The sequence below is a fragment of the Ralstonia sp. 1138 genome (genome assembly GCF_040544795.1).
In the GTDB taxonomy this organism is placed as follows: Bacteria; Pseudomonadota; Gammaproteobacteria; order Burkholderiales; family Burkholderiaceae; genus Ralstonia; species Ralstonia flatus.
In genome coordinates this window covers 741,390-754,905 of sequence record NZ_JBEPKQ010000002.1, presented here as the reverse complement: position 1 = coordinate 754,905, position 13,516 = coordinate 741,390, and the positions used below count along the sequence as shown (strand labels likewise).

13 protein-coding genes are annotated in these 13,516 nt (G+C 66.2%); 7 read left to right on the top strand and 6 right to left on the bottom strand.

The genetic code is table 11. The features are described 5' to 3' along the window. The first annotated feature begins 116 nt into the window (after positions 1 to 116). Positions 117 to 1,649 carry a YifB family Mg chelatase-like AAA ATPase gene (locus ABIC76_RS11225; RefSeq protein ID WP_354534011.1) on the top strand — a complete coding sequence of 511 codons (1,533 nt, stop codon included), beginning with the start codon at positions 117 to 119 and terminating at the stop codon, positions 1,647 to 1,649. Positions 1,650 to 1,663: 14 nt separating this feature from the next. Here ABIC76_RS11225 and ABIC76_RS11220 read toward each other — a convergent pair whose 3' ends face one another. Further along, entirely contained in the window at positions 1,664 to 2,161 is a 498-nt protein-coding gene (locus ABIC76_RS11220) for a MarR family winged helix-turn-helix transcriptional regulator (RefSeq protein WP_354534009.1), read from the bottom strand. Positions 2,162 to 2,324: 163 nt separating this feature from the next. Between ABIC76_RS11220 and ABIC76_RS11215 the strand changes: the two genes are divergently transcribed. Further along, positions 2,325 to 3,752, top strand: coding sequence for an MFS transporter (locus ABIC76_RS11215; RefSeq protein WP_354534008.1), 1,428 nt, complete (start codon positions 2,325 to 2,327; stop codon positions 3,750 to 3,752). 3 nt (positions 3,753 to 3,755) lie between these two features. Here ABIC76_RS11215 and ABIC76_RS11210 read toward each other — a convergent pair whose 3' ends face one another. Together ABIC76_RS11210 and ABIC76_RS11205 are read right to left on the bottom strand one after the other, a co-directional pair. Beyond that, positions 3,756 to 4,397 (bottom strand): LysE family transporter, encoded by a 642-nt coding sequence (locus ABIC76_RS11210; protein ID WP_102064413.1) that lies wholly within the window; start codon positions 4,395 to 4,397, stop codon positions 3,756 to 3,758. 107 nt (positions 4,398 to 4,504) lie between these two features. Next, on the bottom strand, positions 4,505 to 5,074 hold the full coding sequence (locus ABIC76_RS11205; protein WP_354534007.1) for a hypothetical protein: 570 nt from the start codon (positions 5,072 to 5,074) through the stop codon (positions 4,505 to 4,507). A 90-nt stretch (positions 5,075 to 5,164) separates the two neighbouring features. Between ABIC76_RS11205 and ABIC76_RS11200 the strand changes: the two genes are divergently transcribed. The 3 genes from ABIC76_RS11200 to ABIC76_RS11190 all read left to right on the top strand — a co-directional run bounded on the left by ABIC76_RS11200 (position 5,165) and on the right by ABIC76_RS11190 (position 7,215). Beyond that, entirely contained in the window at positions 5,165 to 5,680 is a 516-nt protein-coding gene (locus tag ABIC76_RS11200; RefSeq protein ID WP_102064411.1) for an O-acetyl-ADP-ribose deacetylase, read from the top strand. Positions 5,681 to 5,782: 102 nt separating this feature from the next. Next, complete coding sequence (locus tag ABIC76_RS11195; protein WP_206273307.1) at positions 5,783 to 6,340, top strand: TlpA disulfide reductase family protein; 558 nt, start codon at positions 5,783 to 5,785, stop codon at positions 6,338 to 6,340. Between the two features lie 137 nt (positions 6,341 to 6,477). After that, the gene (locus ABIC76_RS11190) at positions 6,478 to 7,215 is read left to right on the top strand and encodes a DUF2278 family protein (RefSeq protein WP_354534006.1); all 738 of its coding nucleotides are present in this window, start codon (positions 6,478 to 6,480) and stop codon (positions 7,213 to 7,215) included. Between the two features lie 62 nt (positions 7,216 to 7,277). On the opposite strand, the gene ABIC76_RS11185 is transcribed toward ABIC76_RS11190, so the two are convergent. From ABIC76_RS11185 to ABIC76_RS11175, 3 genes are all read right to left on the bottom strand, one after another. Next, positions 7,278 to 8,594 carry a sigma-54-dependent transcriptional regulator gene (locus tag ABIC76_RS11185; RefSeq protein WP_354534005.1) on the bottom strand — a complete coding sequence of 439 codons (1,317 nt, stop codon included), beginning with the start codon at positions 8,592 to 8,594 and terminating at the stop codon, positions 7,278 to 7,280. Between the two features lie 25 nt (positions 8,595 to 8,619). Continuing rightward, the gene (locus tag ABIC76_RS11180; protein WP_354534004.1) at positions 8,620 to 10,638 is read right to left on the bottom strand and encodes a sensor histidine kinase; all 2,019 of its coding nucleotides are present in this window, start codon (positions 10,636 to 10,638) and stop codon (positions 8,620 to 8,622) included. Positions 10,639 to 10,739: 101 nt separating this feature from the next. After that, positions 10,740 to 12,029, bottom strand: coding sequence for a dicarboxylate/amino acid:cation symporter (locus ABIC76_RS11175; RefSeq protein ID WP_102064406.1), 1,290 nt, complete (start codon positions 12,027 to 12,029; stop codon positions 10,740 to 10,742). 451 nt (positions 12,030 to 12,480) lie between these two features. Here ABIC76_RS11175 and ABIC76_RS11170 point away from each other — a divergent pair, with 451 nt between their 5' ends. Together ABIC76_RS11170 and ABIC76_RS11165 are read left to right on the top strand one after the other, a co-directional pair. Next, a complete protein-coding gene (locus ABIC76_RS11170) occupies positions 12,481 to 12,810 on the top strand; it encodes a (2Fe-2S) ferredoxin domain-containing protein (RefSeq protein WP_027678378.1) in 330 nt (109 codons plus the stop codon). 35 nt (positions 12,811 to 12,845) lie between these two features. Next, positions 12,846 to 13,493: an alpha/beta hydrolase gene (locus tag ABIC76_RS11165; protein ID WP_147214010.1), complete on the top strand. Its 648-nt coding sequence runs from the start codon at positions 12,846 to 12,848 to the stop codon at positions 13,491 to 13,493. The last annotated feature ends 23 nt before the right edge of the window (positions 13,494 to 13,516 follow it).

Below are 13,516 nucleotides of genomic sequence, written 5' to 3'. Positions count from 1 at the left end.
CATGGCAGCGCAACGCGGCTGGCACAGTGGAGGGTTCCGCAACCGTCACGCCCTGTCGCCATGCACCGATGCCACGCCCTCCGTCTTGCTCGTGAGTTTTCCCGGAGGGCAGCGCAATGAGCCTCGCCGTACTGCGTTCGCGCGCCCTCTCCGGCATCGATGCGCCGGCCGTCTCGGTGGAAGTTCATCTGGCAAATGGCCTTCCCTCGTTCACCATCGTCGGCCTGCCCGATACCGAGGTGAAGGAGAGCAAGGATCGCGTGCGCGCAGCGATCCAGAACAGCCGCTTCGAGTTTCCGGCGCGGCGCATCACCGTCAACCTCGCTCCGGCCGATCTTCCGAAAGAATCGGGCCGGTTCGACCTCGCTATCGCGCTGGGCATCCTCGCTGCGAGCCGGCAGATTCCGCACACGCATCTTGATGCGCACGAGTTTGCGGGCGAGCTGTCGCTGTCCGGCGACCTGCGGCCGATTCGCGGTGCGCTGGCGATGGCGTATGCGCTGTCGCGCAACCCCGCTTCGGCCGATGGCGACGCACCGCTCGCGCGGGCTTTCGTGCTGCCCGCCGAGAACGCCGCTGAAGCTGCGCTCGTCAGCGGCACCAAGGTCCTGCCCGCGCGCACGCTCATCGAGGTGTGCGACCACCTGAGCGCGCCGGATCGCAAGCTCGCGCCAGCGCTGCCCGCGCCGGTCGACGCGGACATCCGCTATCCCGACCTGGCCGACGTGCGCGGCCAGCCGCAGGCGCGGCGGGCGCTGGAAGTCGCGGCCGCCGGCGGTCACTCCATGCTGATGATCGGGCCGCCCGGAACCGGCAAGTCCATGCTGGCGCAGCGGTTTCCGGGCTTGCTGCCGGACATGAGCGACGACGAAGCGCTCTCCGCCGCCGCCGTGATGAGCCTGACCACGCGGGGCTTCGATGCGCGACGCTGGAAGGTGCGCCCGTTCCGCTCGCCACATCACACGGCGTCGGCTGTGGCGATGGTGGGCGGGGGCAATACGCCCAGGCCGGGCGAAATCTCGCTGGCGCATCAGGGCGTGCTTTTCCTCGATGAACTTCCCGAGTTCGAACGCCGCGTGCTCGAAGTCCTGCGCGAGCCGCTGGAAACCGGCCACATCACCATCTCGCGTGCGGCGCATCAGACCGACTTTCCGGCCAGCTTCCAACTGATCGCGGCAATGAACCCGTGCCCGTGCGGCTATCGCGGCCATCCGCTGCGGGCGTGCCGCTGCACGCCGGATCAGGTGGAGCGTTACCAGGCGCGCATCTCCGGACCGCTACTCGATCGCATCGACGTGCAGATCGAGGTGCCGACGCCCTCGCAGGAAGAGCTGCTCGACGGGCCGCCAGGTGAGCCGACGGTCGACGTGGCCGAGCGTGTCGCTGCCGCGCACGCGCGACAGCTCGCACGACAAGGCAAACGCAATGCCTTGCTGGGCGGCCATGAAATCGATCTGCATTGCAGCCGCACCGATGCGGCCGATGGCTTGCTGCGCCACGCGATGACGCGCTTTTCGTGGTCGGCCCGCGCCTATGCGCGCGTGCTGAAACTTGCCCGCACGATTGCCGACTTGGCGGGCGACGAGCAGATCGATGCAGCGCATGTGGGCGAGGCCATCCAGTATCGGCGTGGGGTGAAGGCCGATTAACGCAGCCGGACGGATCAGCCTCCGTCGACACGCTGCCCTTCGATCAGCTTCCCCAACAGCTTTGCCAACTGCCGCTGCTCCGTCTCCGTCAGCACGGAAAGCACGGCGCGCTGGTTCGCCACATGCGCGCCAACAACGTCGTCGATGAGCGCAAACCCCGCCTTGGTGAGCGCGACGAGCGTGCCGCGCCCATCCTCGGGATTCGGGCGACGTTCAACCCAGCCGGCCTGCTGCAGACGATCAATGCGATTGGTCATGCCGCCCGAGGACATCATCGCGGCGTCGTACAGCGCGGTGGGCGTGAGCGCATACGGGGCGCCGCTGCGGCGCAGGGTGGCGAGCACGTCGAACTCGCCGGGCTGCAGCCCGTACTCCGCAAACAGCGGATTCAGCCGTTCACGCGCGATGACGAGCGCCGCTTCGCCCAGGCGCCCGAGCAGCAGCATCGAGCTGACGTCTAAGTCCGGGCGCTCGCGATTCCATTGTTCGACGGCTTGGGCAGCGCGGTCCATTCTCCCTTCCTCCAGCGGTGGTTATCTTGACGTCGAGATAACTCGTTTTTATCTTGACGCCAAGATAGTGCGATACGGATTCGGCGGATGCAAGCGGGCTGTCACAACGTGGCACCACCGCGCGTCTTCGAGATGGCACTGAACCTCTTTGCTGGAGCGCAAGATGAGTCCAACGTCGATCAACGCAGACGAAGCCTCGTGGCTTGACCTGTTTCGCGGCGCCAACGCGCTGCGCGTGCTGGTGCTGGCTGCCGGCGTGGCGTTGCACGCCATCAATCTGTACCTGACCACGACCATCCTGCCGAGCGTGGTCGACGATATCGGCGGGGTGGCCTTCTATGCGTGGAACACGACGCTGTTCATCGTCGCGTCGATCACAGGGGCGGCGGTGGCTGCGCAGGTGATCCAGCATGCGGGGCCGCGCGGCGCTTACCTGCTGGGGGCGGCGGTGTTCGGCGGTGGCTCGGCGCTGTGCGCGCTGGCGCCCACCATGCCGGTGCTCCTGATTGGCCGCGTACTGCAGGGGCTCGGTGGTGGCGTGCTGCTGTCGGCGCCGTATGTGCTGATGCGCACCGTGCTGCCGGAGCCGCTGTGGCCGCGCGCGCTGGCGCTGCTCTCTGGCATGTGGGGCATTGCCACGCTGTTGGGGCCGGCCGTCGGCGGCGTGTTTGCGCAGTATGCGACGTGGCGGTTGGCGTTCTGGTCTCTGGTGGCGCTGATCGGCCTGGCGGCTGCGGCGGCCGTGGTGGTGCTCAAACCCGCGCCTGGGCACGCCGAGCAACCGACGCCCGTGCCGGGGCGCCAGCTCGTGCTGCTGGCGGTCGCCGTGGTCGCGGCATCGTGGAGCAGCGTCAGCGCTACGCCGTGGCTCGGCGCCCTCGGGCTGATCGCCGCAGCGGCCACGATGCTGGCCATCCGCCACGTCGAGATGCGCTCATCGCGGCGCATCCTGCCGGCCGATGCGTACACGGGCCGCACGACGCTCGCTGCACTCTACGGCGTATCCGCCTTGCTGGCCGTGACGGTCACGTGCACGGAGATCTTCGTGCCGCTCTTCCTGCAGCGGCTGCATGGGCAAAGCCCATTGATTGCCGGCTACATCGCGGCGACGGCCTCGGCGGGCTGGACGCTCGGTGCCATCCTGAGCGCCACGCTGCGAGAATCGTCCGCCACGCGCGTGATCGGAGCGGCGCCGTGGGCGTGCGCACTGGGCCTGCTGGTGCTGGCGATGCTGGTGCCGACGGGCGCGGGCGATGCGTGGATGACCGGTCTCATCATCGTCGCGTTGACGCTGGTGGGGCTGGGCGTGGGCGTGGCGTGGCCGCATCTGGCCAATCGCATCATGACGGCGGTGCCGGCGGAAGACCACGACCGCGCGTCGGCATCCATCGTGACGGTGCAGTTGGTGGCGACCGCGTTGGGGGCAGCGCTGGGCGGCGTCGTGCTCAATACGCTGGGCACGGCCGGCCCGTCGCCCGATCTGGGGGTGGCGTCGCGCTGGCTGTTCCTGCTGTTTGCGGCGGCGCCGGTGGGCGCGCTGCTGATTGCGCGCGCGGGGCTCGGCACGCAGCCCGCCCCGCTGGCGCGATAAGGCTCAGTTGGTCTGCCGCTTCACGAAGAACAGCGCCGCACCAATGCTCATCAGCATGCCGCCGAAGAAGCGGCTCTGCCAGCGCAGCGCGCGCGGGTTGCGGAACAGGCGCTGCGCCCGCGAGGCCAGCAGCGCATAACCGTGCATGACGATCAGGTCGACGAACACCATCGTCGCCGCCAGGATGCCGAGCTGCGAAAGCAGCGGCTTGGCCGGATCGATGAACTGCGGCAGCACGGCCACCATGAACAGGATGCCCTTCGGGTTCGTCAGGTTGGTCAGCAACCCGACCAGGAACCGGCGGCGCGCACCGTTGCCCGAAACCTTCACGGGCTCGCCCTCAGCCGGCTTGTTGATCTGGATGGGCGTGCGCCATTGCACGATGCCCAGGTAGATCAGGTACATCGCACCGATGATCTTGATGGCCATGAAGGCGTGCTCGGATGCAATCAACAGCGCGCCCAGCCCCGCGCCCGCAATGAAAAGGATCACAACAATGCCCAGTTCCAGCCCGGCAATCGTGACCGACGTGCGGCGCACGCCGTGCGTCAGGCCGTGGCTCATGCAGAGAATGGCGCCGGACCCCGGCGAGATGGCGATGACCCAAGCGGCCAGAAAAAAGGCCAGCCAGACTTGCAACGTCATGATGGTTCCCCGTGATGTGGTGGACGTGTAGCGTGTTGCGATACAGCGGAAGACGCCGATTGTGCACCGGCTGCGGCCGATGTGCTCGTCCTCGTCCTGCCCACGGCCTAATACGGATGGAAGCTGGAGAGGAACTGGTCGACCTGCTCCTGCTGGCGCGTGTCGCGAGCGGCATCGCCCGATTCCAGCACGACGGCCTGGTAGGCGTGCTTGCCCGTGGCGACCACGCGGGCGGTCAGCCGGCGCGGCGCGGGATCGTCTCCGCCCGCACCCTGCGCAATCAACTCCACCGTCGGCAAAGACAGCGGCGGCTGCGCGGCAGTCTGCACAGCGATGTCGCGCGCGGTCACGGGGCCCTTCAGGTTGGTGGACAAGCCGGTACGCAGCGCCTCCACCGCGCGCTGGCGCCAGACCGGATCGTCCGCCGGCAGCTCCACCACACCGATGGCGAACAGCGTGCCGTCGACGCTGGCGGCCTGCATGGTCATCGGCATGCGCTGGCTGTTGATGACGATGGGGCGCGCTTCCGCGGTGGGCTTGGCGGGGTAATCCACGGCGTAGGCGCCCTCGCTGGAATGGACCGTGCGCCAGTCGTACTTGGGCGAACAGGCCATCAGCAGCGCGCACGCCAACGCACCCAACCCCATCCGCCAGCCTGCCCTCGCTTTGACTGCCACGTCGCCTCCCGTCAGTGTTCGGTCCGATTCTGAGCCGCCTATTATCGAGCAGAGACGCCCGCCCTCGCCTTCCCCGTCAAGGACCGCGCCATGCCAACCCCGTCCGTCACGCTGCGTGCCCTGCGCGGCGACATCACCACGCTCGAGTGCGATGCCATCGTCAACGCTGCGAACAGCTCGCTGCTGGGCGGGGGCGGTGTCGATGGCGCGATCCACCGCGCGGCCGGGCCGGAATTGCTGGAGGCGTGCCGCGCACTCCATGGCTGCCGGACCGGTGAAGCCAAACTCACGCCGGGCTTCGCGCTGCCGGCGCGCTACGTCATCCACACGGTCGGGCCGATCTGGCGCGGCGGCCGGCAGGACGAGGCGGCGCTGCTTGCCGCGTGTTACCGCAACAGCCTGGAGTTGGCGTGCAAATACGAGGTACGCAGCATCGCGTTTCCGTGCATCAGCACCGGCGTGTATGGCTTCCCGCCGCAATTGGCCGCGCCGATTGCAGTACGTGCCGCCCGCGCGCATGGCAGCCGTCTGGAGACGATCACCTTTTGCTGCTTCTCGGCTGCGGATTTGATCCTGTACGAAGCCGCCCTCGGCAACGGAAAGTGATGCACGCAGCGCACTGCGGACGGTTTGACGCGACGCACATGCGGCGGTGGCACGGCGGGCCTACAATAGGCGTCTGATTTCTTTCCGGATCCCGTTGCCGACATGGCCTCGACCCTGACTTCCTCCGCAGCCCCGGCATCTGGCGCCACCTCAGGCGGGCGCCGCTGGCTGCTTCCCGTGATCGTGCTGGTGCTGGCCGTGGCCGGCTGGTTCGGCTGGCGCGCGTTTTCGCCGTCGCAGCAGGTCCCGGCGGCGACCTTCACGCTGCTGGATGGACAAAAACTTTCGACGCAAGACCTGAAGGGCAAGGTCTATCTCGTCAATTTCTGGGCCACGAGTTGCGCGACCTGCGTCAAGGAAATGCCCAACATGGTCCAGACGTACAACAAGTACAAAGGCGAAGGGCTGGAGTACGTAGCCGTGGCGATGAGCTACGACGCGCCAATGTATGTGATGAACTTCAGCCAGACGCGCCAATTGCCTTTCAAGGTCGCGATGGATGCCGATGGCTCGGCCGCCAAGGCCTTCGGCGACGTGCAGCTCACGCCGACCACGTTCCTGGTCGACCGCGACGGCCGCATCCTCAAGCGCTACGTGGGTGAACCGGAATGGTCGTCGTTCGACGCGCTGCTCAAGCAGACGCTCGGCAAGCAGGCCTGAGCGTCCACGCCTCAATTCAAACGAAACGCCCGGTGAATGCCGGGCGTTTTTGTTTCCGGGCAACGCACGTTCCACACTAGGTTCACGCGGGCCTGCTGCAATGGCGGTCCGTCAATCCCAGGTTCGATGGAGCGCGCATGGCCAATCACTACTGCATGTTCAAGGGCAAGCTGAAATTCGGTGTGCCGTATCTGGAGGGCTACAACGGCAATCCGCATTATGCGATCGTGGTGGAAGCGCCGGACGGATCGGAATTCGTGGTGCTCGCCAACGTGAAATCCGACTCGAGCATGCCGGGCGCAGGCGCCGCGGGTTATCACGTGCTGTATCAGTGGACGACGGATCTGCAGTTGCCGATTACCGCCGACTTCACCGCGCTGGCCCCCGGCCTGCACGAAAGCGGCTTCCCGCGTCTGGATTACGTGCGCGACGCCGGGCTGGTCGACTTCCCCAACATGCGGCCGATCGCGCTGGATACCGCGACGGAGCACAACGACATCAACGCGCTCGTTGACGACATGCTCGACCTCGACCGAACTGCCGCGCCCATCGACTACGTCTACCACGGCAGTTCCGGCGATGACGACCGCAAAGGCTGGCCCCCGCGCACCGACGTGACGGTCTACGGCTTCGGCTTCCTGTTCGAACCGCAGCACAACGGGCTGCACGAAACGCATATGAACCAGGGCAATCCGGTGGTGCATACGCCGGGTGTGAAGGACCACTCGCGCGAGAACGGCACACGGCAGGACGGTGCTGTCATCGTGGAAATCGACGGCAAATTCCAGGCGCTGCTGATCGCGTTTCAGACGCAACGGATTCCGACCGATGACCGCGGATATCCGGTGGCGGATGCGCATCCGATTCTGGGTTGAGCGCGAAAAGAAAAAGAAAACGCCCGGTCGATGCCGGGCGTGTTGCGTACGAGCGTGCCGGCTTAAAGGCCGTATCGCTTGATCTTGTCATACAGCGTGGCGCGGCCGACCTGCAGAATGTCGGCCGCCTGATGCACCGAGCCGCCGGTGCGCGCCAGCGTTTCGGCAATCACCGTGCGCTCGTAACGCTCGACGCGTTCCTTGAGCGGCATGCCGTCTTCCGATGCATCCGACACGACCGGCGTGCGGCCCACGCCAAGCACCAGACGATCGGCCGCGTTGCGCAGTTCGCGCACATTGCCGGGCCAGTTCGACTGCATCAGCTCGTGGCGCTGACGCTCCGCGAGCATCGGCAGCGGCCGCTGATAGCGCACGGCGGCTTCGAGCAGGAAATGTTCGAACAGCGGGATGATGTCTTCGCGACGTTCACGCAGCGGCGGCAGGTCGATGGCGACAACGTTCAGGCGGTAATACAGATCGCGCCGGAAACCGCCCGCCTCGATCAGCGCCTCCATATCGCCCTTGGCGGCCGCGACGATGCGCACGTCGATGCGCACCGAGGCATTCGAGCCGAGCCGCTCCAGCGCGCCCTCCTGCAGCACGCGCAGCAGCTTGACCTGCAGTGCGATCGGCATGCTTTCGATCTCGTCAAGGAACAGCGTGCCGCCCGAAGCGTGCTCGAGCTTGCCGATGCGTCGCTTGCCCGCGCCGGTGAAGGCGCCGGCTTCGTGGCCGAACATCTCGCTCTCGAAAATCTGTTCGGGCACCGCGCCGCAGTTCAACGCAATGAATGGCTTGTCGTGACGCGGCGACAGCATGTGCAGACTGCGCGCGACCAGTTCCTTGCCCGTGCCGGTCTCGCCGTTGATGAGCACCGGCGCATCGGTGGTCGCGACGTTTTCGATCAGCGCGCGCACCGCGCCCATCGCAGGCGAGCGCCCGATGATGCGCGTGCCGGCTGCCGGGCCCGCCAATTCACGGCGCAGTGCGCGGTTCTCCAGCTCCAGCGCGCGGCGTTCGACCGCGCGGCGCACGGTCTCGGTCAGACGCTCGGCGGGAAACGGCTTCTCGATGAAATCGAACGCGCCTTCGCGCATCGCCTGCACGGCCATCGTGATGTCGCCATGGCCGGTGACGAGCACCACGGGAATCCCCGTGGCAAACGACTGGCAGTGGGCGAGCACGTCCAGACCGCTCGCGCCCGGCAGGCGCAGATCGCTCACCACGACGCCGGGGAAGTTCGCGTCGATCTTGCCGACGGCCTCTTCGGCGCTGCCGAACGCCTGCACGTTGAAGCCCGCCAGTTCCAGGCTCTGCGCGGTGGCTTGGCGCACAGGCGGGTCGTCTTCGATGAAAAGAACGGTCAAGCCTTCGGACATGGTTTGTGTCTGTGTGAAAAACGGATCAGAGGGAGGCCGCGGAGGTCACGTCGGCGCGTACCAGCGTCAGCGTAAATTGGGCGCCGCCGCCCGGCACGTTTGCAGCCGACAGCGAGCCGCCAAAGTCCCGCGCAATGCTGGTGGAAATCGCCAGCCCCAGGCCCAGCCCCTGGCCGATTTCCTTGGTGGTGAAGAACGGCTCGAACAAATGCGGCATGGCGTCGGGCGGAATGCCGGGGCCGTTGTCGCGCACGGCAATGGACAGCTGATTCGACGGCGAGGGCGCTCCTTCGATGGGGCCGATCGTGATGTCGATGCGGCCGGCGCGTGCCGGCTCATTGGCGTTGATCGCGTCGAGCGCATTGCCAACCAGATTGATCAGCACTTGCTCCAGCTTCAGTTCATCCGCGCGAACGACGGCCTCCGTCTCGGGGATGCGCCAGTGCAGTTCGACCAACACGTCGCCCAGGCGCGGACGCAGCAGCGCGAGCGTGTGATCGAGCGCCACACGCACCTGCACATCGACCACCTTGCGCCGCGAGCGGCCCGCGAACAGCTTGAGCTGCGCGGTGATCTTGCCCATGCGTTCGGTCAGGTCGGCAATCGCCTGCAGGTTGTCGGTGGCCGCGCCGTGCTGGCCGCGTTCGAGCAGGATGCGCGTGTTATCGGAGAACGTGCGCAACGCGGCCAGCGGCTGGTTGAGTTCGTGCGTGATGCCGGCGGCCATCTGGCCCAGCGCGGCAAGCTTGCTGGCCTGCACGAGTTCGTCCTGTGTGGCGCGCAGTTCGGCCTCGGCGCGCGTGCGGTCGACGATCTCGTGCTGCAGTTGTTCGTTGGTGGCCATCAGGTCGGCGGTGCGGTCTTCCACACGGCGTTCGAGCTGGTCGTATGCGGCTTCCAGCAGGCGGCGGCTACGCAACATCTCCATCATGCGCAGGCGCCGCTGCCGCCAGTAGAAGAGCAGCAGGCACGCAAACGCGAAGGCAAACGCCGCCGCCACGGTCGCGCTGCGCGCGGCGCCCATCACGGGCTCCACCGGCGTGAGATACATCAGCGTCCAGTCGGGCTCGACCAGGTCACGCGAAACCTGCAGATAGCGCGTGGCGTTCGTGCGCTCGCCCACGCGGATCAGTTCTGCACCTTCCGGCAACCGCCCGGTCAATCGCAGGAAGGCCGGCGCCTCGGGCTGCAACGGCAGCGGCGTGATCTGCTTGCGGTAATACTGGCGCGTCGCCTCCAGCTGCGCCTGCAGTTTCGACGTGAGAGGTTCCACCGTGCGGTACTGCCACGCGGGCACGGATGACAGGAAAATCACGCCGTTCTCGTCGGCCACCATCACCGGCTCCGACGCGTCGTGGCTGGCGCGGCCGAACCATTCGAGGTTCAGCTTGACGACCGTGACGCCGATCACGCGGCCGTCCTGCATGACGGGCTGCGAGATGTAATAGCCCGGCTCCTCACGCGTGATGCCAATGCCGTAAAAGCGCCCGACGTGGCCTTCTGCCGCCTGCTGGAAATACGGCCGGAACAGATATTCGGCGCCGACGAAGCTGTCGGGCTGGTTGTAGTTCGATGCGGCCAGCGCCTTGCCGCTGGGGGCGATCACATAGGTGGCGGTCGCGTGCGCGCGATCGTTGACTTCCCGCAGATAGCGGTTCGCCCGGTCGACATTGGCAGGCGTCGGATTGGCGAGCAGGTCGTGGATGAACGGATGCAGCGCCACCAGCGCCGGCAGGTATTCGTAGCGGTCGAGCGTGCTCTTGAGGTTGGCGGCATAGCGATCGACCCGACCGCCGGCGGCCTGCTGGGCCTGTGCGAGGCCCCGGTTCCACGCCACCACAAAGGTGGTCGCGCACACCACGGCCATTACCACCACGAGCCCGAGCGCAACGAGCCACCAGAAGCCGCGTCGCGGGCCGGAGGCGCTGGTCAGGGAGAAATCGGGATCGGACATCGGCTGGAGCTGGGCGGCGGAGGGTGGTGCCGTGCCTTCCAACGCCGTGCCGGCAGTCGGCATGTCGCCGAGGTGCTTCACGAGGTGCATTCCAAAAAAGAAGCGGGGCCGTCTGGAAGGACAGGCCCCGCAATCATACGCTTTGCGCTTTCAGGCGCCGGCGCCCGCAGGCGCCAGCCAGAACCCACGGATCAAGCTGCCGGGGTGGCCGGCACGCCCTCGTCGCTGCGGTCGCCCGACAGCACGCGCGCCAGCTTGGCGCGATCCAGTTCACGTTCCCAGGCCGAGATCACCACGCAGGCCACGCCGTTGCCGGTGATGTTGGTCAGGGCACGGCATTCGCTCATGAAACGGTCGATACCGAGAATCAGCACCATGCCCGCCACCGGAATATCCGGCACCACGGCCAGCGTTGCGGCCAGCGTGATGAAGCCCGCGCCGGTGATGCCCGATGCGCCCTTCGACGTCAGCATGGCAACGGCCAGGATGGTCAGTTGCTGCGTCCAGGTCAACTCGATGTTCAGCGCCTGCGAGATGAAGATCACCGCCATCGTCATGTAGATGTTGGTGCCGTCCAGGTTGAACGAATAACCGGTCGGAACCACCAGGCCCACCACCGACTTCGAGCAGCCCAGCTTCTCCATCTTTTCCATCAGGTGCGGCAGCGCCGATTCCGACGAGCTGGTGCCGAGCACGATCAGCAGTTCTTCCTTGATGTACGCCACGAAGCGGAAGATGTTGAAACCCGTCAGACGCGCGATGATGCCGAGCACAACCACCACAAAGATGATGGCCGTCAGGTAGAACGTACCGATCAGCTTGAGCAGCGGCACCAGCGACACCACGCCGTACTTGCCGATGGTGAAGGCCATTGCGCCGAAGGCACCGAGCGGGGCCACGCGCGTGATGACGTGCACGATGCGGAAGAACACATGCGCGATCTGGTCGATGAAATCCGTCACCATCTGCGCGCGCTCGCCCATGGCGGAAAGCGCACCGCCGAACAGCAGCGCGATCAGCAGGATCTGCAGGATGTCGCCCTTGGCGAAGGCGTCCACCACCGTGCTCGGGATGATGTTGAGCAGGAAGTCGACCGTGCTGGCCGACTGCGCCTTGGCGGCGTACTGGGCCACCGCCTTGGCATCGATGGTGTTGACGTCGACGTTGAAGCCCGCGCCCGGGTTGAAGATGTGGCCCGCGGCCAGACCGATCACCAGCGCGAAGGTCGAGACAATCTCAAAGTAGATCAGCGCCTTGCCGCCCACGCGGCCCACCTTCTTCATGTCGCGCATGCCGGCAATGCCGGAGACGACGGTACAGAAGATGATCGGCCCGATCACCATCTTGATCAGTTGGATGAAGCCATCGCCCAGCGGCTTCATCTTGACGGCAAGCGCGGGCGAGTAATGGCCAAGCAGAACGCCGATGACGATCGCCGCCAGCACCTGTACGTACAGGATTTTGTAGAACGGTTTTTTCATGTCTTCCTCGAGTGTCACAGACCGGCCGTGCGCTCAACTGCTGGCCCGGTCCGACCCGCCCTGGTGTGGTCTCTCTCCTGCCTCGATACGCTGATGTGTCCGGCGTTTCCCGCAGCAGGTCGGTCGTTATTGCAAGGGCTATGCCAACGCCTATTTCCACTGCCTGCGGCCCGCCAGCCCTTGTACCAGCTTGGTGTGACTACGATGGCACCCGCCCCAGCCGTCGTCAATCCCGGAATCCGCGCAGAGGGGCGTCCAGACATCCGGAAAACGTGTTGCGACGCAGCATCGCGCGTTGCGCGGAGCCCGCGTGTTGGAGGGGCGCGCGACACCGGGGTCGTATAATGCCGGCTCGTTACGCAAATCCACATATGTGCGCGACGCCAGGAAAGCCAGCCGAGTCCTGCCGCGCGTACCGTCACGCAGCCCTCCCAGCCTTCTCGGTCCGCCCATGAGCAGCCACTACCAGCACCACGTTTTCTTTTGCCTGAACGAACGCGAGGACGGCTCGCGCTGCTGCGCCGACTTTGGCGCCAAGGCCATGCAGGAATACGCCAAGAAGCGCTGCAAGGAACTCGGCATCAACGGTGAAGGCCGCGTGCGCATCAACAAGGCCGGCTGCCTGGACCGCTGCGAACTCGGTCCGGTCATGGTGGTCTACCCCGAGGCCGTCTGGTACACCTTCGTCGACAAGGAAGACATCGACGAGATCATCCAAAGCCATCTGATCGAAGGCAAACCCGTTGAACGGTTGATGGTCGACCGCCCTGCCAACGCGTGAGCCTGCGCTTTACCGCATCCGTTTCTCCAGTTTCCATGAACGTTCATACCGAAGAACGCCTGATTCCCGGCCCCGTCGGGCAGATCGACCTCTCGATCGACCAGCCGGACGGCGCACCGCGCGGCCTGGCGCTGATCGGCCATCCGCATCCGCTGTTCGGCGGCACCAAGGACAACAAGGTCGCGCAGACGCTGGCACGCACCTTCGTCGGCCTGGGCTATGCGACGGTGCGCCTGAATTTTCGCGGTGTGGGCAAGACCGAAGGCACGCACGACAACGGCATCGGCGAGCAGGACGACATGCTGGCCGTGCTCGACTGGATGCGGACACAGACCGAATGGTCCGCCGATGTGGCCACGCTGCCGCTGGCGCTGGGCGGTTTCTCGTTCGGCAGCTTTGTCGTCTCTCAGGTGGCGCGCCGCCTGACCGAAGCCGGCACACCCGCGGAGCGCCTGGCGCTGGTGGGCACCGCCACCTCGCGCTGGGACGTCGCGCCGGTGCCGGCAGACACCATCATCATCCACGGCGAACAGGACGACACCGTGCCGCTCATCGATGTGCTCAACTGGGCGCGCCCGCAAGAGCTGCCCGTGATCGTCATCCCCGGCGCCGACCATTTCTTCCACCGCAAGCTGCATCTGATCCGGCAGCTCATTACCGGCGCCTGGGCGCCAAAACCGTAACACCCACCCGTTGACTTTCCGGA

Excerpts from the sequence above, each read along its gene's own strand:
- ABIC76_RS11220 (WP_354534009.1), bottom strand. The coding sequence starts at position 2,161 with ATGGACCGCGCTGCCCAAGCCGTCGAACAATGGAATCGCGAGCGCCCG.
- ABIC76_RS11200 (WP_102064411.1), top strand. The coding sequence starts at position 5,165 with ATGCCAACCCCGTCCGTCACGCTGCGTGCCCTGCGCGGCGACATCACC.
- ABIC76_RS11190 (WP_354534006.1), top strand. The coding sequence starts at position 6,478 with ATGGCCAATCACTACTGCATGTTCAAGGGCAAGCTGAAATTCGGTGTG.
- ABIC76_RS11215 (WP_354534008.1), top strand. The coding sequence starts at position 2,325 with ATGAGTCCAACGTCGATCAACGCAGACGAAGCCTCGTGGCTTGACCTG.
- ABIC76_RS11180 (WP_354534004.1), bottom strand. The coding sequence starts at position 10,638 with ATGCACCTCGTGAAGCACCTCGGCGACATGCCGACTGCCGGCACGGCG.
- ABIC76_RS11185 (WP_354534005.1), bottom strand. The coding sequence starts at position 8,594 with ATGTCCGAAGGCTTGACCGTTCTTTTCATCGAAGACGACCCGCCTGTG.
- ABIC76_RS11165 (WP_147214010.1), top strand. The coding sequence starts at position 12,846 with ATGAACGTTCATACCGAAGAACGCCTGATTCCCGGCCCCGTCGGGCAG.
- ABIC76_RS11195 (WP_206273307.1), top strand. The coding sequence starts at position 5,783 with ATGGCCTCGACCCTGACTTCCTCCGCAGCCCCGGCATCTGGCGCCACC.
- ABIC76_RS11210 (WP_102064413.1), bottom strand. The coding sequence starts at position 4,397 with ATGACGTTGCAAGTCTGGCTGGCCTTTTTTCTGGCCGCTTGGGTCATC.
- ABIC76_RS11175 (WP_102064406.1), bottom strand. The coding sequence starts at position 12,029 with ATGAAAAAACCGTTCTACAAAATCCTGTACGTACAGGTGCTGGCGGCG.
- ABIC76_RS11225 (WP_354534011.1), top strand. The coding sequence starts at position 117 with ATGAGCCTCGCCGTACTGCGTTCGCGCGCCCTCTCCGGCATCGATGCG.
- ABIC76_RS11170 (WP_027678378.1), top strand. The coding sequence starts at position 12,481 with ATGAGCAGCCACTACCAGCACCACGTTTTCTTTTGCCTGAACGAACGC.